General features: G+C 72.6%; 22 protein-coding genes. 13 read left to right on the plus strand and 9 right to left on the minus strand.

The genetic code is table 11. The features are described 5' to 3' along the window. Positions 1-421: dihydrofolate reductase family protein (locus GTW67_RS07780; protein WP_161164070.1), on the plus strand; the 421-nt coding region annotated here is incomplete at its 5' end. A gap of 96 nt (positions 422-517) precedes the next feature. Here the strand turns inward: GTW67_RS07780 and GTW67_RS07785 are convergent. Then, positions 518-706 (minus strand): DUF6381 family protein, encoded by a 189-nt coding sequence (locus tag GTW67_RS07785; RefSeq protein WP_161164071.1) that lies wholly within the window; start codon positions 704-706, stop codon positions 518-520. Between the two features lie 75 nt (positions 707-781). After that, positions 782-1,348 (minus strand): RBBP9/YdeN family alpha/beta hydrolase, encoded by a 567-nt coding sequence (locus GTW67_RS07790; RefSeq protein WP_161164072.1) that lies wholly within the window; start codon positions 1,346-1,348, stop codon positions 782-784. A 61-nt stretch (positions 1,349-1,409) separates the two neighbouring features. On the opposite strand from GTW67_RS07790, the gene GTW67_RS07795 reads away from it, so the two are divergent. Then, the gene (locus tag GTW67_RS07795; protein ID WP_161164073.1) at positions 1,410-1,781 is read left to right on the plus strand and encodes a MerR family transcriptional regulator; all 372 of its coding nucleotides are present in this window, start codon (positions 1,410-1,412) and stop codon (positions 1,779-1,781) included. Between the two features lie 15 nt (positions 1,782-1,796). Here GTW67_RS07795 and GTW67_RS07800 read toward each other — a convergent pair whose 3' ends face one another. Next, the gene (locus GTW67_RS07800) at positions 1,797-2,231 is read right to left on the minus strand and encodes an SgcJ/EcaC family oxidoreductase (protein ID WP_524539758.1); all 435 of its coding nucleotides are present in this window, start codon (positions 2,229-2,231) and stop codon (positions 1,797-1,799) included. 170 nt (positions 2,232-2,401) lie between these two features. On the opposite strand from GTW67_RS07800, the gene GTW67_RS07805 reads away from it, so the two are divergent. Then, a complete protein-coding gene (locus GTW67_RS07805; RefSeq protein WP_161164074.1) occupies positions 2,402-2,959 on the plus strand; it encodes a YceI family protein in 558 nt (185 codons plus the stop codon). A 16-nt stretch (positions 2,960-2,975) separates the two neighbouring features. Here GTW67_RS07805 and GTW67_RS07810 read toward each other — a convergent pair whose 3' ends face one another. Next, on the minus strand, positions 2,976-3,449 hold the full coding sequence (locus tag GTW67_RS07810; RefSeq protein ID WP_161164088.1) for a DUF6194 family protein: 474 nt from the start codon (positions 3,447-3,449) through the stop codon (positions 2,976-2,978). 83 nt (positions 3,450-3,532) lie between these two features. Here GTW67_RS07810 and GTW67_RS07815 point away from each other — a divergent pair, with 83 nt between their 5' ends. From GTW67_RS07815 to GTW67_RS07830, 4 genes are all read left to right on the plus strand, one after another. Then, complete coding sequence (locus tag GTW67_RS07815) at positions 3,533-4,264, plus strand: MerR family transcriptional regulator (RefSeq protein ID WP_161164089.1); 732 nt, start codon at positions 3,533-3,535, stop codon at positions 4,262-4,264. A gap of 136 nt (positions 4,265-4,400) precedes the next feature. Continuing rightward, positions 4,401-4,673 carry a DUF4190 domain-containing protein gene (locus GTW67_RS07820; protein ID WP_161164075.1) on the plus strand — a complete coding sequence of 91 codons (273 nt, stop codon included), beginning with the start codon at positions 4,401-4,403 and terminating at the stop codon, positions 4,671-4,673. 282 nt (positions 4,674-4,955) lie between these two features. Then, complete coding sequence (locus GTW67_RS07825) at positions 4,956-5,378, plus strand: DUF6003 family protein (RefSeq protein ID WP_161164076.1); 423 nt, start codon at positions 4,956-4,958, stop codon at positions 5,376-5,378. 59 nt (positions 5,379-5,437) lie between these two features. Then, a complete protein-coding gene (locus GTW67_RS07830) occupies positions 5,438-8,122 on the plus strand; it encodes a SpoIIE family protein phosphatase (protein WP_161164077.1) in 2,685 nt (894 codons plus the stop codon). A gap of 34 nt (positions 8,123-8,156) precedes the next feature. Here the strand turns inward: GTW67_RS07830 and GTW67_RS07835 are convergent, their stop codons facing one another. Continuing rightward, the gene (locus GTW67_RS07835) at positions 8,157-8,654 is read right to left on the minus strand and encodes a DinB family protein (RefSeq protein WP_161164078.1); all 498 of its coding nucleotides are present in this window, start codon (positions 8,652-8,654) and stop codon (positions 8,157-8,159) included. Between the two features lie 87 nt (positions 8,655-8,741). On the opposite strand from GTW67_RS07835, the gene GTW67_RS07840 reads away from it, so the two are divergent. Next, entirely contained in the window at positions 8,742-9,389 is a 648-nt protein-coding gene (locus tag GTW67_RS07840) for a helix-turn-helix domain-containing protein (protein WP_161164079.1), read from the plus strand. 9 nt (positions 9,390-9,398) lie between these two features. Then, positions 9,399-9,845 carry a TIGR03618 family F420-dependent PPOX class oxidoreductase gene (locus tag GTW67_RS07845; RefSeq protein ID WP_161164080.1) on the plus strand — a complete coding sequence of 149 codons (447 nt, stop codon included), beginning with the start codon at positions 9,399-9,401 and terminating at the stop codon, positions 9,843-9,845. Positions 9,846-9,891: 46 nt separating this feature from the next. Here the strand turns inward: GTW67_RS07845 and GTW67_RS07850 are convergent, their stop codons facing one another. Genes GTW67_RS07850 through GTW67_RS07860 form a run of 3 tightly spaced genes read right to left on the minus strand, consistent with a single transcriptional unit; the run spans position 9,892 to position 13,036 of the window. After that, positions 9,892-10,275, minus strand: coding sequence for an STAS domain-containing protein (locus tag GTW67_RS07850; RefSeq protein ID WP_161164081.1), 384 nt, complete (start codon positions 10,273-10,275; stop codon positions 9,892-9,894). A gap of 35 nt (positions 10,276-10,310) precedes the next feature. Beyond that, a complete protein-coding gene (locus GTW67_RS07855) occupies positions 10,311-11,420 on the minus strand; it encodes a cobalamin B12-binding domain-containing protein (protein ID WP_161164082.1) in 1,110 nt (369 codons plus the stop codon). Beyond that, the gene (locus GTW67_RS07860; protein WP_161164083.1) at positions 11,417-13,036 is read right to left on the minus strand and encodes a PP2C family protein-serine/threonine phosphatase; all 1,620 of its coding nucleotides are present in this window, start codon (positions 13,034-13,036) and stop codon (positions 11,417-11,419) included. The genes GTW67_RS07855 and GTW67_RS07860 overlap by 4 nt, the downstream gene beginning before the upstream one ends. Before the next feature lie 401 nt (positions 13,037-13,437). On the opposite strand from GTW67_RS07860, the gene GTW67_RS07865 reads away from it, so the two are divergent. The 4 genes from GTW67_RS07865 to GTW67_RS07880 all read left to right on the plus strand — a co-directional run bounded on the left by GTW67_RS07865 (position 13,438) and on the right by GTW67_RS07880 (position 17,690). Then, complete coding sequence (locus GTW67_RS07865; RefSeq protein ID WP_161164084.1) at positions 13,438-14,190, plus strand: (5-formylfuran-3-yl)methyl phosphate synthase; 753 nt, start codon at positions 13,438-13,440, stop codon at positions 14,188-14,190. 2 nt (positions 14,191-14,192) lie between these two features. After that, a complete protein-coding gene (locus tag GTW67_RS07870; RefSeq protein ID WP_346010594.1) occupies positions 14,193-15,602 on the plus strand; it encodes an aldehyde dehydrogenase family protein in 1,410 nt (469 codons plus the stop codon). 1 nt (position 15,603) lies between these two features. Further along, on the plus strand, positions 15,604-16,707 hold the full coding sequence (locus GTW67_RS07875; protein ID WP_161164085.1) for an alcohol dehydrogenase catalytic domain-containing protein: 1,104 nt from the start codon (positions 15,604-15,606) through the stop codon (positions 16,705-16,707). Positions 16,708-16,784: 77 nt separating this feature from the next. After that, a complete protein-coding gene (locus GTW67_RS07880) occupies positions 16,785-17,690 on the plus strand; it encodes a class I SAM-dependent methyltransferase (RefSeq protein ID WP_161164066.1) in 906 nt (301 codons plus the stop codon). Between the two features lie 24 nt (positions 17,691-17,714). Here the strand turns inward: GTW67_RS07880 and GTW67_RS07885 are convergent. Next, positions 17,715-18,153, minus strand: a 439-nt coding sequence (locus GTW67_RS07885) for a dihydrofolate reductase family protein (protein WP_161164086.1), incomplete at its 5' end; no start/stop codon positions are given.

The raw sequence follows: 18,153 nt of genomic DNA on the forward strand, positions 1-18,153 counted from the left end.
TGGACGGCGGCTGTACGAGACGATGCTGTACTGGGAGACCGCCGGCCAGGATCCTTCACTGGACGACCTGGGGCGCGCGTGGGCCGCGGTGTGGAATCCGCTCCCCAAGGTGGTGTTCTCCACGACGTTGTCCACCGTGCGGGGTCAGGCCCGGCAGGCCACCGGCGGCCTCGCGGAGGAGATCGAGCGGCTGCGGGCCGAGTCGGGGGAGGGCCACATCGCGGTCGGCGGCGCGACGCTCGCCGCCGAGGCGGCCGCGCTGGGCCTGATCGACGAGTACCGGGCCAGGGTCTTCCCGGTGCTGCTCGGCGGCGGCATCCCGTTCTTCCCCCGGCACGAGCGCCGGGTGGATCTCGAACTGCTGGAGACCCGCACCTTCGGCTCGGGCGTCGTCTACCTCCGCCATCGCGTGGTGCGCTAGGCGTCGCCACCCAGCACGGACGCGGGGTGACCGGCGCCGTCCACCGACACCTGGCGCCGCTGAGCGGCGAGGACCGGGGCGTGGCCCGGCTTCCGTCTACTCCCAGGGATAGATGTCCCCACTGCGCATGCCGCTCTCCTGCTCGCACCGGGACTCCAGCGAGCGCGACTCCTTCTGGAGGCGGTCACGCTGCTGCGGATCGCTGGACCGCTCCGCCGCGTCGGCCAGGTCCTTGGCCTTCTCCCGCATCTGCCGCAGCCGCTCGCGCGCTTCTTCTGAGCTCATGGCCGATCACCTCACCCTTTCCAGGGTGCGCCGGTGACGCCGTACCCGCAGCCCGGGAGCCCCGGCGGCGAGCCGTCACCGGGGGATGGCCTCCCGGGCTTCGGGCAGCGAGGTGACACCGTCGGAGGCGAGGAAGTGACCCGCTCCGGGGACTATGTGCGCGGAGACTCCGAGCATGCCCGCGAGCCGGTCGGTGTGGCCGGTCGGCACCAGCGGGTCCGCGTCCGACCGGATGACCGTGAGCCGGTCGACGCGGTCGCGGAGCCCTGTCACGTCGCAGCCCTGTCCGATGTAGGCGTCCAGCTCAGGCAGCGCGGGCAGCCGGTCGACGAAGCCGGAGACCAGCACGAGCGTGCCGAGGCGCCAGGTGCCCGGCAGGGAGCGCAGATGGCGCAGCACGGCCAGGGAGCCCAGGCTGTGGGCGACGACGACCGTGTGCTCGTCGGGCGTTCCCAGTTCCCCGCGTACGGCGTCCGCCCACCGCACGGGGTCCGGGTCCTGCGGGTCCGGCAGGGCCGGGACCGTGGTCGGGATGCCGTCCGCCCGGAGCCGCTCGGCCAGCCAGCCGAACCAGTGGTCGTCGGGGGTCGCGCCGTAGCCGTGGATGATCGAGGCACGCCGGCGGGTTGCTACAGATGTCATGTCGCAGGACGGTACGGCTTCACGCCAGCGTGAAGGTCAAGCCGATGGGGAGGAAACGACGGTGCTGATCAGCGAACTCGCCGAGCGGACCGGGGTGAGCGCGCGAGCGCTGCGTCACTACGAGGACCGCGGACTGCTGGTCCCGGCCCGCAACAGCAGCGGGTACCGGGACTACTCCGCGTCCGATGTCGTCCGTGTGGCGCAGATCAGGGCCATGATCTCCGCCGGGCTGGGAACGTCGGTCATCCAAAAGTACCTGGACTGCGTGCGCACCGGCGCGCACGGCATCTCGGTGGAGATGTGCCCGGACCTGCGGGCCGAGCTGGACTCCCTGGCCGGCCGCCTCGCCGCCCAGCAGGCCGAACTCCGCGAGACCCAAAGGCGGTTGGACGAGTTCGTGTCATCCGGTGGGAGCGCCCCGGCACCGTCCTGACCGCCCGCGCACGCGCTATCCGCCCCGCACCTCGGTGTTCTGGCCCGCGTGCAGCAGCCACCTCCCGTCGTCCTGCCTGGTCATGATGTAGAGCGGAGCGCCCTCGGTGTCGCCCTGCGCCGCGTGGTAGACCTGACGGACCTTCACGGCCGCCACGTCGGGCCGCAGGAACTGGATGTGCGCCGCCTCGTAGGTGACCTCGCCGTCCCAGCTCGCGGCGGGCAGTACGGCACGGGTGAACTCGGCGATGGCGTCGAAGCCGATGAGCACCTTGCCGTGGGCGGTCGTCCACACGGCGTCGGGATGGAACAGCGCGAGGAACCCCTCCGCGTCCTTGGCGCGCTGCGTGCGCTCGACGGTGGCCACGACCTGCTCCAGGGCCCTGACGTCGGCGGTCTCGGTGCTGATGACTGCGGTCTCGATGGTCATGCCTGCGGTTCCGTTGGTCATGCGGGGAAGTCTGTGACCTCAAGCCGACTTGAGGTCAAGGCCGGTACCGCGACGCCGTGCGCTCCGCTCGATTCCCGCGTGTCCGGTCAGCCCTGTCGCGGCCACGCTCTAGCGTGGAGCGGCACGGATCCGGAGACCGACCGCCGGGAACCCGACCTCATGGAGGAGCCTTGACGACCACGAACCTCGCCGACCTCACCGGTGACTACGTCATCGACCCCGCCCACAGCCGGATCGGCTTCGTGGCCCGCCACGCCATGGTGACCAAGGTCCGGGGCGCGTTCCACCAGTTCGAGGGCACCGCCCACCTGGACGGTGCCGAGCCGGCCCGCTCCACGGCCCAGATCGTCATCAAGACCGAGAGCATCGACACCGGCGTCGAACAGCGCGACCAGCACCTGCGGACCAACGACTTCCTCGACGCCCCCACCCACCCCGACATCACCTTCCGGACCACCTCCGTCGAGCGGGACTCCGACAACGAGTACCGCGTCACCGGCGACCTCACCATCAAGGACGTCACCCGTCCGGTCACCATCGACGTCGAGTACACGGGCAGTGCCGTCGACCCCTTCGGCAACCAGCGGGTCGGCCTGGAGGGCTTGGTGACCATCTCCCGCAAGGACTTCGGCGTGACCTGGAACGCGCCCCTGGAGGGCGGCGGCGTACTGGTCGGGGACAAGATCGTCCTGGAGCTGGACATCTCCGCGATCAAGCAGAGCCAGTAGAAGCAGTAGCGCCCGCTCAGTCTCCAGTGGCTCCCGGTTCGTGCCGCCGCGCGAATCGGGCCCGGGCGGCGTCGTGCGCGCCGCGCAGCAGCCGCAGAACGGTGTCCGTCGTCCGCTCGCCGGGTGTGACGACACAGACCCAGCCGAGCCCGCCGTACACCGGGTGCGGCAGCACCGTGTCGGCCGCCGCGAAGTCGCGGGGGCGGCCGGGACCGCGGGGCGTCTCGCCGGTGAGCTCCTGGAACGTCGCCCGGTCGACGTGGATGTTCACGCGCCAGCGCCCCGGAGGGTCCAGGTCGCAAGCGGCGTCGTCCGGGTAGTCCTTGGTGATGATCGTCGCGTACGGCTGGACGTTCCGCGGCACCTGGCCGTCGGGGGAGTAGTAGAAGAACGTGTCTCCCCACGTGATCTCGGGGAAGTCGCCTCCCCGTTCCGGAGCGAGCACGAGTGAGCCGTCGAAGGATCGCACGGTCGCGATGATCTGTTCCATACTCATGGTTCAAGCATCACCTTCAAGTGCTTATGTGGGGTTGACCGGTGCGCGAGACCGCGGGGAGTACGCGACGAGCACCGCTGCGGACGGTCGATGTCGCCAGGGAGTCGGGATACTCGGTGCAGCAGGTCCGCGACCTGGAGCGGCTGGGCGTCATTCCCCCGGCCGCCCGGTCGGGCAACGGCTACCGTTCCTATACGTCCGTCCACGTGCGGGCCCTTCGCGCCTACCGGGGACTCGCCTGCGCCGTCGGACCCGTCGCGGCCCGGCGGATGCTCGCGGAGCTGCGGACGGAACCGATCGTGACGGCGGCCTCGGCGATCAACGAGGTGCATGTGCGCCTCGCCCGGGAACGGGACGAGGCCCTGCGCGCCCAGGAAGCGCTGCGCGCGATCCGAAGCGAGGCGGGCGACGGCGAGTCCGGGCACGAGGGTGACGCCATGACGATCACCGAGCTCGCCGGCGCACTCGGCGTACGTCCCTCGGCCCTGCGGTTCTGGGGGGACGAAGGACTGGTCGTCCCCGAGCGGGTGACCTCGCTGCGAGCACGCCGCTACGGCCTCCCGGCGATCAGAGCCGCCCGCATCGTCGCGGCCCTGCGCGGCAGCGGCTACGGCATCCCCGCGGTGCGCGACATCATGGGCTCCCTGCACCGGCTCGACGGCCCGGGCGAAGCCGAGCGCATCCTGCGGCAACGGCTCGACCGGATCGCCGAGAGGACCGTGGCGCTGCTCCGGGCCGGCACCGATCTGGCGGCCGTCGTCACCTTCGCCGAGGAAGGGCCACCCGCACGCCCGGAGCCTTCCGGCTGACCGGGCCGCCCTGCAAGTCACCAGCGGACGCCAGGACTTGACCTGCCCCGGCACAGGCATGACCCGGCCGGGACGGGCAATCAGAAAGGAACCGAAGGAGTAAAAGAAGCCAACTACGACAGTTTGGGAGAAAACGATGTCGTCCTACAGTGGATCGAGCGCGCACAAGACGAGCCGGACGAGCGGACTGGCGATCGCGGGACTCGTCTGCGGCATCGTCGGCCTGTTCGTCCTGCCGATCGTCCTCGGCCCCCTGGCGATCATCTTCGGTGCCGTGGCGCTGCATCAGACCGGCTCCACGATGGCCAAGTGGGACATCGGCCTCGGCGTGGTCGACATCCTCCTCATGATCGTCATGTTCGCCGTCGCGGCCAACAACGGCGGCAGCTTCACCTGGAACGTCGGCTGACGCGCTGCGGGAATGCCGGCCCGGCCGTGAGCGTTGTGAGGGGTGTGGTTGTGAAGGGGACTGTGACCCCGGGCCTCATTTCATGCCTGCGGGGACGATCGTTCGGCTGAAGCCCCGCAGTGCCTTCCGCCGCGGAGGCGACCGCCCTTCACAACCGTCTCCTTCACGCCGTCCTCACTGTGCGGCCCGCCGGCTCGGTGATCTCACCCCGATGAGGCCGCCCCCGGCGGGTACAGGGAAGGCCTGCGAAGACGATCCGTCTGACCGTGTGAGGAACCGAAGATGACCGACGACGCCTACCTCGTCCTGCTGAACGGCCCCGACCTGGCGCTCGGAACGCCCCCGGCGGCGCTCGGGGAGCTGGCCTGCATGCAGACCCCCGCCGTACGCGCCTGGCTCGACGCGCAGGGAGTCACCGCGTCGTCCCCGGCGCTGCGCCTGCTGCCGCCGGAGGAGACGCAGGCCATTCCCGAGGGCGCCGAGCGGCTGCCCGTCCCCCTCGGCGAGGAGGAGCTGAGCCGTCTGCGCCACCGTGCCGCACCGGAGAACGTCGCACGGCTGGAGGAGGAACTGCTGGCCTACCGTTCCTGCGCGGACGGCCGCGAAACACTGCTCGCCCGCGCACTGGCGGCCGGGGTGCCCGCGCACCGCATCGCGGAACTGACCGGCGAGGACCTGACCGCAGTCAAGGCGATCGCCCACTGACGGGATGCCGCGCCCCCTCATGAGGGCGATACCGTACCAAGAGGTGCTAAAACTGGTGAATGCGTGAGGGGACGAGCGGCGCAGCACCGAAAGCACGGAGACTGGGGCTGCACAGCGTCGCGGCCCAGGTGTTCGTGCTCCAGTTGCTGGTCGTGCTGCTGCTGGCCGCGCTGAGCGACACCAGCCTGGTCTACGAGACACGGAGCCAGGCGGTGCGCGGGGCGCGCAACGAAGTGCTCGCCGTGGCCGCGGGCTTCGCCAGTTCCCCCGGTGTCGCGGAGGCTCTGAAGGGACCGGACCCCACGGCCGCGCTGCAACCGATGGCCGAGAAGGCGCGCCGGACCGCGGACGTGGACTTCGTCGCCGTACTGAACCGGGACGGCGTCCGCTACACCGACGCCCGGCCCGAACTGATCGGCAAGCGGGCGAGCGGCGACTTCAGCCGGGCACTCGCCGGCGAGTCCTACACCGAACTGTTCATGGGAGCGCCGACGGACGCCGTCCGCGCGGCCGTGCCGGTCACCGACGCCGACCAGAAGGTCGTGGGCATCGTCACGGCCGGCCTGGAGATCAGCACGGTGAGCAGCACCTTCTACCGGCAGCTCCCCCTGCTGGCGGCCGGCGCCGCCGGATCACTGGCGCTGGCCACCGGCGCGGCGTGGCTGGTGAGCCGGCGGCTGCGCCGGCAGACCCACGGTCTCGGGCCGACCGAGGTGACGCGCATGTACGAGCACCATGACGCGGTGCTCCACGCGGCGCGCGAAGGAGTCCTGGTGATCGGCGAGGACGGCCGGCTGCTGCTCGTCAACGACGAGGCACGCCGGCTGTTGCGGCTCCCCGCGGATGCCGAGCACCGGCCGCTGCGGGACCTCGGCCTGCCCGACTCGATGGCGCGGCTCCTGGCGTCCGAGGAGAGTGTCGACGACGCCGTCCAGCTGGTGGGGGGCCGCCTGCTCGCGGTCAACGTGCGACGGACCAGCCGCGACGGGGGCGGCCCGGCCGGCGGCGTCGCCACGCTGCGGGACACCACGGAACTCCGCGCCCTCGCCGGCCGGGTCGACGTCGCGCGCGAGCGCCTGGAACTGCTGTACCGGGCGAGCGCGGAGATCGGCAGCACTCTTGACGTGGTGCGCACCGCCGAAGAGCTCGCGGAACTCGTCGTCCCGCAGTTCGCGGACGTCGTCACCGTCGACCTCTTCGATCCGGTGCTGCGCGGGGACGAACCCGTGCCGGGTGTCGCGTCGTCGGTGCGGCGCGCGGCGGTGCGCGGCGCGGTCGAGGCCTGGCCCTGGCACGAGGCGGGCAGCAGCCTGGAGTACGGGCCGCTGGCCCAGCAGCGCCAGGCGGTCGAGGGTGACGGCGCGCTCCTGGTGACCGACCTGGAGCGGTCGCAGGGCTGGCGGGTACCGGATCCGGAGGGCGCGCAGCGGGTCGTCGAACTGGGCTTCCACTCGCTCATCACGGTGCCGCTGCGGGCCCGTGGGGTGGTGCTGGGCTTCGTCATGTTCTGGCGCGGCCGACTGCCTCCGTTCCAGCCGGACGACGTGTCGCCCGCGGAGGAACTGACGGCCCGCGCGGCGGTGTGCATCGACAACGCACGCCGCTACACACGCGAGCACGCCACCGCGGTGTCGCTCCAGCGCAGCCTGCTGCCGCGCGACCTGCCCGAACAGGACGCCGTGGACGTGGCCCACCACTATGTGCCGGCCCGGTCGGGGGTCGGCGGCGACTGGTTCGACGCCATCCCCCTGTCCGGGGCCCGGGTCGCCCTGGTCGTCGGGGACGTGGTCGGACACGGTTTGCAGGCCGCCGCCACCATGGGCAGACTGCGCACCGCGGTCCTCAACTTCTCGGCCCTCGACCTGCCCCCGGAGGACCTGCTCTTCCATCTCGACCAGCTCGTCACACGCCTGGACGCCGCGGACCAGGCGGGCGGCGAGGAGCACGCCGTCACCGGCGCGACCCTGGTGTACGCGGTCTACGACCCCACCAACGGCCGGTGTGCCCTCGCCAGCGCCGGACACCCACCGCCCGCCCTCGTCCGGCCCGACGGCTCGGTCGAGTTCGTCGACGTACCGCCCAATCTGCCGCTCGGCCTGGGAACCGTCCCGTTCCAGACCGTCGAACTCGACATCCCGGAAGGCAGCCGCCTGGTCCTCTACACCGACGGGCTCGTGGAGGGCCGCAGCAGAACCATCGACACCGGCCTGGAGCTGCTGCGGTCGGTCCTCGCCCGCACGGGGCCGAGCTGCGACAGCACGTGCGACACCGTCATCGACGCCATGGTGCCGGACGGGTCGCGCGACGACGCCGCCCTCCTCGTGGCGGCCACGCGCCGGTTCCCGGCCGAGAACATGGCCCAGTGGGACGTCCCCTCCGACTTCGCGGCCGTCGGTGACGTGCGCGCCCAGTGCATGCGGCAACTGGAGAGCTGGGGGCTCGACGAGACGGGTTTCACCACCGAACTCGTCCTCAGCGAACTGATCACGAACGCCGTCCGGTACGGCGCACCGCCCGTCACCGTCCGGCTCCTGCGGCACCGCGTGCTGATCTGCGAGGTGTGCGACGCGAGCAGCACCGCGCCGCGCGTGGTCCAGGCCGCCGACTTCGACGAGGGCGGCCGCGGCCTGTTCCTCGTCGCGCAGCTCTCCGACCGGTGGGGCGTGCGCTACACGAGACACGGCAAGGTCATCTGGACCGAACAGTCGCTCACACAATCCCTGGACCTGCTCGCCGAGGAGTGAGCGACCGCCGGGACCGCGGGCGGCTCCGGCGGGATCAGCGGCCGGTCGTGCCGTCGATGAGCTCGCGGAGGATGTCCGCGTGGCCCGCGTGGCGGCCCGTCTCCTCGATCATGTGGGTGAGCGCCCACCGCAGGCTCGGAGCGGGGCGCCCCGGCCGCCGCCGGGGGACCGGTGCGGCCAGGTCGGCGCACCCGTCGAGCACTGTGTTCGCGCGCCCGACCACGTCCCGGTAGCGGGCGACGACATCGGCCACACTGTCCCCCGGTGCGGCACGGAACGTTGCCTTCCAGTCGGTGACGGCCTCCCCGAGGAACATCGAGCGCTCGACGTACGTCAGGTGGTTGAGCAGACCGAGCAGGTTCGTGCCCGACGGCACGGCGGCCGTGCGCACCCGCGGTTCGGGCGCACCGTCGACCTTCGCGGCGATCGAGGTCCGCAGGTGGTCGAGAAAGCCCCGCAGGACCTCGGCTTCGCTGTTCCCGGTCCGGGGCGGAGGGGTGTCGCGGCGGCGGACCGCACGGGTGGCGCTCATCAGGACTCCCTGGGTCGGTGTGCGTCCACCCTCGCCGGGCACCCCACGACGTGGCACGGAATCTTGCGGTTACGGCAAGATGGCCCGATGGATCGCCCAACGGACGACGAAGTCCTCGACGCGGTGGGTCCGCGGCTCCGTGCGCTGCGTCGTGTCCGCGGCATCACCCTCGCCGACGTGGCCGGGACCACCGGCGTGTCGCAGAGCACCCTGTCCCGGCTGGAGAGCGGACAGCGCCGGCCTACCCTGGAACTGCTGCTGCCCCTGGCCCGGATGTACGGCGTCCCGCTGGACGACCTGGTCGGCGCGCCGCGCACCGGCGATCCGCGGATCCACCTCAAGCCGGTCAGCCGGTTCGGGATGACCTTCGTACCCCTGTCCCGGCGGCCGGGCGGGGTGCACGCGTTCAAGATGATCATCCCTGCCGAGCCGCGGCCGCGCGAACCGACTCCGCAGACCCACGAGGGCTACGAATGGCTCTACGTGCTCGGCGGGCGTCTGCGGCTCGTCCTCGGCGAGCGCGACCTGACGCTGCCGCCCGGCGAGGCGGCCGAGTTCGACACGTCCCTGCCGCACTGGCTGGGCAGCGCCGACGGCGGAGCGGTCGAGCTCCTCGTCCTGTTCGGCCTGCAAGGAGTGCGCGCACACGTGCGCGGCGGCGACTCCCGGCGGTCGTCCCCGGCCGACGACCGAGGCGGTGAGGCCGCCCCCGGTCCCGACGATCATGGTTGGTAGCCTCGCGGGATGACCCCCACATTCGACGAAGCCGTCCGCGCCCGCCTGCAAGCCCCCAACATCTGGTACGTCGGTACCGTGTTCGCCGACGGAGCACCCCAAGTCAGCCCGATGTGGGTGGACCTGGAGGGAGAGGGAGAACTGACGTTCAACACGTCGGTGGGCCGGGTGAAGGAGGAGAACCTGCGCCGCGACCCCCGCGTCTACCTGTCCCACGCCGACGCCGCCGACCCCTTCGACCGGGTGCAGATCAGCGGCGTGGTCTCCCGCTTCGTCGAGGGCGAGGAGGCGCACGAGCGGATGGACCGGCTGGCCCGGAAGTACCTGGGCAGCGAGCGCTTCGAATGGATCATGCCGGGGGAGGAGCGCGTCGCGGTGATCGTGCGCCCGGTCAAGGTCCGGCACATCGTCGGCGTGGAGCGGTTCCGGCCAGGCGGCCCGGTCCCCGCGTCCTGACCAGCACGCGCTCGCGGCAGCACGGCTGCCGGTTGAGGTGTGACCGCTACGACTCGGACGTCGCCTCCGCGGAGGACTCCGCGGCCGCGACGTCCGGGTCCGGAGTCGTCAGGTGCTCGTACGTCCCGGTGACGTCGAGCAGGCGCTTCAGCGCCGGACCGATGTCCTCCAGGCGGAAGCCGATCCGGTCCCGGCACGCCAGGCGATGCAGCTGGAGCAGGACGGACAGCCCCGTCGAGTCGACCGCCCCCAGTTCCCGGCAGTCCAGCCGCAGTTCCCGCACGCCCTCGTGCTCGCGCAGGGCCCGCTGAACCGTGTCGAGCACCGCGTCACCGGTGTCGTAGTCGAGGTCGCCGAGCAGGGCGAGGCGCACGCAGTGCGGGTGGGTGGTCGGCAGCACCACCACGGGGGTGTCGGGAGAGGCGGTCACGATGTTTCTTCCAGCGTCCGAGGGTCGGGGGTGGGTCAGGGGCGGGCGGCGAGCGCGGTGCGTCCGGCGTCGAGGAGGCGCCGGGTGCGGGGGAAGTCGCGCAGTTGCTCCTCCAGCAGGTTCAGGCCCGGCAGCAGGGACCGCGCCGGGACACCGCGGGCCGTGAGGATGTCACCGGTCCAGGTGAGGAAGTCGGTGAAGAGGCCGGGGTCGTCCACGTACAGCGCGGCGGCCAGGAAGTCGACGATGTGGGCGATGTCCTCGGCGGTGCGTTCGCGCTGGTCGTCGTCGTAGGCGGCCATCGCGGGGAGGTGCTCCTCCAGGCGCCGGAAGGTCTCGCGCACCAGGCTGCGGGACGACTGGCTGACCATCGTGTACTCCTGGTCGGCCAGGTGCGGCAGGTCGTCGAGTGCCTGGTGCGGCGGCCTGGGGCGGGGCAGGGAGCCGGCGGAGAGCCGGTCGGCGGCCGCGCGGGCCTCGGGCGCCCAGGCGTCGGCGCCCAGCAGGCGGGCGTAGCGCCCGTCGGCACCGAAGGCGAGGCCACCCACCATGACCGGGGTGCCGACGGCCTGAACGGCGGTGATCGCGGCGTGGGCCACCGGAAGACGGGTGGACAGCGCGGCGGACAGGCAGACGGCGTCCGCGCCGGTGCGGTGGACCTGGCTGATCAGATGCGCGGTGGGGACCTGGGCACCGAGATAACCGACCCGCCAACCTCTCAGCCGCAGTGTCTCGGCGAGCAGGCGCGCGGGCAGGGCGTGCCACTCCTTGTCCACACAGGCGACCGTCACCTTGCCGACGAAGGCGTGAGGGCGCTGGACGGGCAGCGCGGCGACGGCGCGGTCGCTGATCGCGGTGGCGGCGTGCTCGTCGGCGACGCTCATGCGGTTGGCGGCCCACTCGATGCCCACCTTGTGCTGGACGGCGCCGATCACCTCCAGCAGCACCGTCTCCGCGTCCAGCCCGGCGTCCAGGGCGCCCGCGACGACGTCGAGCGCCGCGTACTCGTCCGCCGCCCGGGCGGCCGACCAGAGTTTGTCCGCCCACGCCCCGGCACGCTCGTCGCCGAGGGGGGAGGTGAAGCGGGCGCCGACACGGTGCCGGCCGGGCTCGCTGCCGAGGCCGGGGGCGGAGATGTTCGTCATGCCGTGTACCTGCCCGCAGTCGTGCCGTCCACGGCACTCAGATGCGCGCCCCGGGGAGCGGTGATGGCCAGCACGGCGATGTCGTCGTGGCGTCCGTCCCCGATCCACTCGTCGACGAGCATCTGCACGCGCTCGACCACGGCCTGGGCGGGCAGCCCGGCGCAGTCGAGCAGGGCGCGCCGCAGGCGCTCCTCCCCGAACATGGTGTCGCCCAGGGGACCGCCCCTGGCCTCCGTGACGCCGTCGGTGTAGAGGAGGCAGGTCTCGCCCGGGGCGAGGCGCACCTCGGCGGTGCGGGTGGTGATCCGGGGCAGCACACCGATCAGGGTGCCGCCGGTGTCCGCCTCCTCCACGGCGCCGTCCTGACGCACGATCAGCGGCGGGGAATGACCGGCGGCGGTCAGGCGCAGCACCACGTCGCGGTCCTCGCGGCGGGCGGACGCCAGGACGAGGGTCACGAAACGCGTGGAGTGGCCGTTGCGCAGCGCGTTGTTGAGCAGCCGCAGCATCTGGCCGTGGTCGCCCGCCATGGGCAGCAGGGCCTGGAGTGTGTTGCGGATCTTGCCCGTGAGGACCGCCGCCTCCAGGCCCTTGCCGGCCACGTCCCCCAGCACGGTCAGCGAGTCCGGGCAGTCCTCGCTCGCCGGATGGACGTCGTAGAAGTCACCGCCGACACGGTCGGTGTCGACACTGGCCCGGTAGCCGCCGGCGAACTCCACTCCCTCGACGTGCCGCAGAGCCGGCGGCAGCAGATCGCGCATGAGGGTGTCGGTGATCGTGTTCTGCTCGGCGTACAGCCGCGCCGCGGACATCGCCGCGCCGGCCCGGGCGGCGAACAGACCGGCGAACGCCTCCTCCGACTTGCTGAACGCGGTCTGCGGCGCCCGGCGCAGCAGGATCAGGACACCGGCCGGCACGCCGTGGCCGGGCAGCGGTGTGATCGCCAGCGAGCCGACCTCGCCGAAGCCTTCGGGGACCAGCCAGTCGGGAGCGGTGGCAGGGTCGATCCACCGGGAGGGCACCGGCGGGAAGCCCCGCAGCGCCTCCGGCAGGCCCGGTACGCCCTGCACGGCGCCGGAGACGGTGCCGTGGACCAGGCGTCCGTGCTGGTCGCAGACGACCATCGGCAGCTTCTTGGCGGAGGTCGGTGATATCACCAGTGCCGCGTCGGCCAGATGCTCGGCGGCCAGCCGGGCGGTGACCTCCATGCACCGCTCCAGGTTCAGCGACGCCAGCAGGGCGCTGGAGGCCTCGGACAGGAAGCGGGTGCGTTCGCGCTCCGCCGCCAGCTCCCTCACGGCCGTCCGGTGGGCGGTCTCCTCCACCAGCCACCACGCCGTGCCGCCGTCGGAGAGTTCGCAGGGGTGGGCGGAGAAGTACGCCTCTCCCACCGCGCCGCTGACCGGGCCGGTGCCGGGGGTGCGGTGCGCGGCGGCGAGCCAGCCCGGCGAGGACAGGGCCGCACCGACGCGGGCCCCGGGCAGAAGGGCGTCCGCGGCGCCATGGAGTTCCGTCACGCGTCCCGCCGCGTCCATGACCACCACCGGGAAGGGGGCGGCAATAGTGCTCACCACGCCGGTGGCGTCGGTATGGGCACTTTCCGGGAACGCTGACATATGAGGGACACCTCCGGAGAGAACCCTCAATCTTCCTTAAGGGCGAGCGGTTGTTGTCCGACCACCGTCCCTCATCGGGTGCCGCGATGGCAACCCGCCCCGTGCGGCCCCACGCTCCCGCCCGGAAACGGCATCACCGCAGCGCAACGGCTCCGCTCGCGCCCGTTCCGGGACCTGCGAGGCCCCTGAATCTTCACGGGTCGTCCATGCGCGGGCGGCCGGGCCAGCGCAGACGGCGCTCTGCGCGGGGCGTGGGCACCGTGCGGCAACGACCCGTATGTCACCCCGCGCGCCCTGCCGACGCCGGACGACCGCGGAAATGATGTGCACACCGCACGTGAACCAGGCGGATCCACGCGTCTGCTGTCGGCAGGCGGGCCTGCTGGGGAAAGGATTCCACCTTGTTGCTTCTCATCTCTCCGGACGGCGTCGACGAAGCCCTCGACTGCGCGAAGGCGGCCGAGCACCTCGACATCGTCGACGTCAAGAAGCCCGACGAGGGCTCGCTCGGCGCGAACTATCCGTGGGTCATCAGGGAGATCCGCGACGCGGTCCCGGCGGACAAGCCCGTCTCCGCCACCGTCGGCGACGTCCCCTACAAGCCCGGCACGGTGGCCCAGGCGGCGCTCGGCGCGGCCGTGTCCGGAGCCACCTACATCAAGGTCGGCCTGTACGGCTGCACGACACCCGAACAGGCCATCGAGGTCATGCGCGGGGTCGTGCGGGCCGTCAAGGACTACCGGGCGGACGCGTTCGTCGTCGCCTCGGGCTACGCCGACGCCCACCGCATCGGCTGCGTCAACCCGCTCGCACTGCCCGACATCGCCGCCCGCTCCGGCGCCGACGCCGCCATGCTCGACACCGCGGTCAAGGACGGAACCCGGCTGTTCGACCACGTCCCGCCGGACGTCTGCGCCGAGTTCGTGCGGCGTGCCCACGAGGCCGAGCTCCTCGCCGCACTCGCGGGCAGCGTGAAGGCCGGCGACCTGGGCGAGCTGGCCCGCATCAAGACGGACATCGTCGGCGTGCGCGGCGCGGTCTGCGAGGGAGGGAACCGCAACGCGGGCCGCATCCGCCCCCACCTGGTGGCCGCCTTCCGGGCGGAGATGGACCGGCTCGTCCGGGAGCACACGGTCGCCACCGCGGCGAGCTGACCGTGGCCGTGCCGACCGGACATCACCGCCACGCCCCGGTCCACCGGGGCGCGCACCTCACCGTCGTCGATCCGGCGACCGGCGAGGGCTTCGCCGAGGCCCCCGACCAGCGGCCGGACGAGCTGGACGCGGCCGTCGACCGGGCCCACGCGGCCTGGCACGGCTGGCGGGCCGACCCGGCCGCCCGCAGGACCGCACTGCTCGCCGCGGCGGATGCCGTCGAGGCGGCAGCGGCGGATCTCGCCCCGCTGCTCACCCGCGAACAGGGCAAGCCGCTGACCGAGTCGTACGCGGAGGTGGCCCGTACGGCGGCACGGCTGCGCTACTTCGCCGGGCTGGACGCCGGGACAGAGCCCATCACGGACGGACGCCCCGTCCACACCGAGCTGCGCTGGCGGCCGGTGGGGCCCGTCGCCGCGATCGTCCCGTGGAACTTCCCGCTGCAACTCGCGTCGGCGAAGTTCGCCCCGGCCCTCGCCGCGGGCAACACGATGGTGCTCAAACCCTCTCCCTGCACGCCCCTCGCCACCCGGCTGCTGGCCTCGGTCCTCTCCCGGGTCCTGCCCGAGGGCGTACTGACGGTCGTCACCGGACGGGAGCCCCTCGGCGCACGCCTCGCCTCGCATCCGGGAATCCGCCACGTCACCTTCACCGGTTCGACGGCCACGGGACGGCGCGTCGCCGCCGGCGCGGCCGCCTCGCTCGCGCGGGTCACCCTCGAACTGGGCGGCAACGACGCCGCCGTCCTGCTGGAGGACGTGGACGTGGAGAAGATCGCGGACCGGTTGTTCTGGGCGGCGTTCCGCAACTGCGGGCAGGTCTGCATGGCGGTCAAGCGCGTCTACGCCCCGGCACGCCACTACGCACGGGTGGTGGAGGCACTCGCGGACCGGGCGAGGACGACCGTCGTCGGGCCCGGACTCGACCCGGACACGAGGCTCGGACCGGTCAACAACGCCGCTCAACTGGCCCGCGTCGAGCAGTACACGGCCCGGGCCCTCACGGACGGCGCCCGGGCCGCCGCCGGCGGGCGCCGCCTGGACCGGCCCGGCTACTTCTTCGCACCGACGGTCCTGGCCGACGTACCGCCCCACAGTCCCGTGGTGACGGAGGAACAGTTCGGACCCGTCCTGCCCGTGCTGCCGTACAGGACCCTCGACGAGGCCATTGCGGCGGCCAACGGCACCCGCTTCGGCCTCGGCGGCTCCGTCTGGGGCACCGACGTCGACCTGGCCGCCGCCGTGGCCGACCGCCTGGAGTGCGGCACCGCCTGGATCAACCACCACGCCGAACTGTCCCTCGCCCAGCCCTTCGCCGGCGGCAAGGACAGCGGGGTCGGCGTCGCGGGCGGGCCCTGGGGGCTCTACGGGAACCTCAGACCCTTCGTCGTGCACCGGCCCGAGGAGGCGTGACGTGAAGTTCGGCGCGGCGGTACTGCGTGCTCACGGCGACCCGTTCACGATCGAGGAGGTGATGCTGGCCGAAGGGCCGGCCGAGGACGAGATCCTGGTCCGGATCGCGGGATGCGGCATGTGCCGGACCGACCTCGCGGTCCGGCGGTCGGGGGGCCGCTCACCCCTGCCGGCCGTCCTCGGCCACGAGGGAGCCGGCGTCGTCGCGGAGACGGGGGGCCCGGGCACCGGCTTCACCCCCGGCGACCACGTCGTGCTCAGCTTCGACTCCTGCGGACAGTGCCGCAGTTGCCGGAGCGCGGCACCCGCCTACTGCGACTCCTTCGCCTCGCTGAACCTCTTCGGCGGGCGCGGCGGGAACGCCGCACGGTTCACCGACACGGCCGGCGCCGCGCTGGCGCCCCGCTGGTTCGGCCAGTCCTCGTTCGCCGAGTACGCCATGGTCCCCGCCCGCAACGCCGTCCGGGTCGATCCCGCACTGCCCCTGGAACTGCTCGGACCGCTCGGCTGCGGCTTCCTCACCGGCGCCGGTGCGGTCTTCCACTCCTTCCGCATCGGCCCCGGCGACACCCTCGCCGTCTTCGGCGCCGGGGCGGTGGGCCTGGCGGCGGTGATGGCCGCGCACGCCGCCGGAGCGGTGACCGTGGCCGTCGACCGGCACCCGGGGCGGCTCGCCCTCGCCGAGCGGCTCCACGCCCTCCCGCTCCCCGCCGCACCGGCCGGCCTGCCCGACCGGATCCGGCGGCTGACCGGCGGCGGAGTGATGTACGCGCTGGACACCACGGGATCACCCGCACTGATCAACGACGCTCTCCGCTCGCTGAACCCGACCGGGCACCTCGGCCTCGTGGCACGTCTGCACACCGCGCTGCCGCTCGAACCGGGAACGCTGGACCGCGGACGCCGGATCTCCCACATCTGCGAGGGCGACGCGGTCCCCGCACTGCTGATCCCGCGCCTGACCGCGCTCTGGCAGGCCGGCCTGTTCCCCTTCGACCAGCTGATCCGCACCTATCCGCTCGCCGGCATCAACGAGGCCGAACGCGACTGCGAGACGGGTCGCGTCGTCAAGCCCGTCCTGATCCCGGGCGGACGGGAGCGGTGACCGACACGTTCCGCGACAGCACCCACGCGAGCCGCCGTCCCCAGGGACGCCGGCCCCATCCGAACCAGGGAGAACGCATGGTCGACACGGCACCGCGCGGCACCGGCGTGGAGGGAGGGGTCGGCGTGACCGCCCTCCTGGTCGCCGCGGCACGGGCGATCGAGACCTACCGCCACGACAGCCTCGCCCAGGACATCTACGCGGAGCACTTCGTACGCTCCGCCCCCGCGTCCGCGTGCTGGCCGGTCCGCCCGGACCAGGCCCCGGGCGGGGACGCCGACCCGCTGTGGGGGCGCTTCGCCCGCTACTTCGGTCTCAGGACCCGCGTCCTCGACGACTTCCTGCTCCGGTCGGTCCGGACCGGCGGCGCCCGCCAGGTGGTGCTGCTCGGCGCGGGGCTCGACACCCGGGCGTTCCGGCTCGACTGGCCCTCTGGCTGCGTGGTCTTCGAGATCGACAGGGACGGCGTCCTCGCGTTCAAGCACGAGGTGCTCGGCGCGTTGTCGGCCGAGCCGACGGCGACGCGCGTACCGGTCGCGGCCGACCTGCGCGCCGACTGGGCCGGAGCGCTGCGGGCGGCCGGCTTCGACCCGGCGGTCCCCACCGCCTGGCTGGCCGAGGGGCTGCTGTTCTATCTGCCCAGCGCCGCCGAGACCGGCCTGATCGACACGGTGGACCGGCTGAGCGCGGGGGGCAGCGCGCTGGCGTACGAGGTGAAGCTGGAGAAGGACCTGCTGGAGTACCGCGACAGCCCCCTCTACACGTCGACGCGTGAGCAGATCGGCATCGATCTGCTCGACCTGTTCAGCCTGGAGGAACGGCCCGACTCCGCGGCCCGTCTGGCGGACGGCGGCTGGTCCACCTCGGTCCACACGCCCTTCGAGTTCACCGACCGGCACGGACGCGGCCCCCTGCCCGAGGAGAACGACGCGCTGGCGGGCAACCGCTGGGTGTTCGGCGAGAAGCCGCGGCCGGCGCGGTAGCCGACCGGTCCCGGTCCGCGGGCTCTAGTCACCGGCCCCCGGCGGCCCGTCGAGGACGGTGGGGACGTACTCCAGCAGCTGGAGCCGGCCGTCGAAGGTGCGGCTGTCGACCAGGTCGAGAGCGACGTCGGGATACGCGTCGAAGATCCGCTCCTTGCCGGTGGCGCCGGTGATGACCGGGAAGACGACCACACGGAACCGGTCGACCAGACCGGCGGTGAGCAGCGACCGGGACAGGCTGAGGCTGCCGAGGGTACGCAGGGGGCCCGCGTCGCGCTGCTTCATGTCCCGTACGGCCGCTACGGCGTCCTCCCGGACCAGCTCGGTGCTGCCCCACGACAGCGGCGCCTCCAGAGTCCGGGAGAACACCACCTTCGGCATCGCGGTCAGCCCGGCGAAGCCGGGATCGTCGGGCATCTCGGCGGCGAACCGGGACATCAGCCGGTAGGTCGTGGCGCCCATA

It is taken from the genome of Streptomyces sp. SID5910, from assembly GCF_009862125.1.
Classification (GTDB): Bacteria; Actinomycetota; Actinomycetes; order Streptomycetales; family Streptomycetaceae; genus Streptomyces.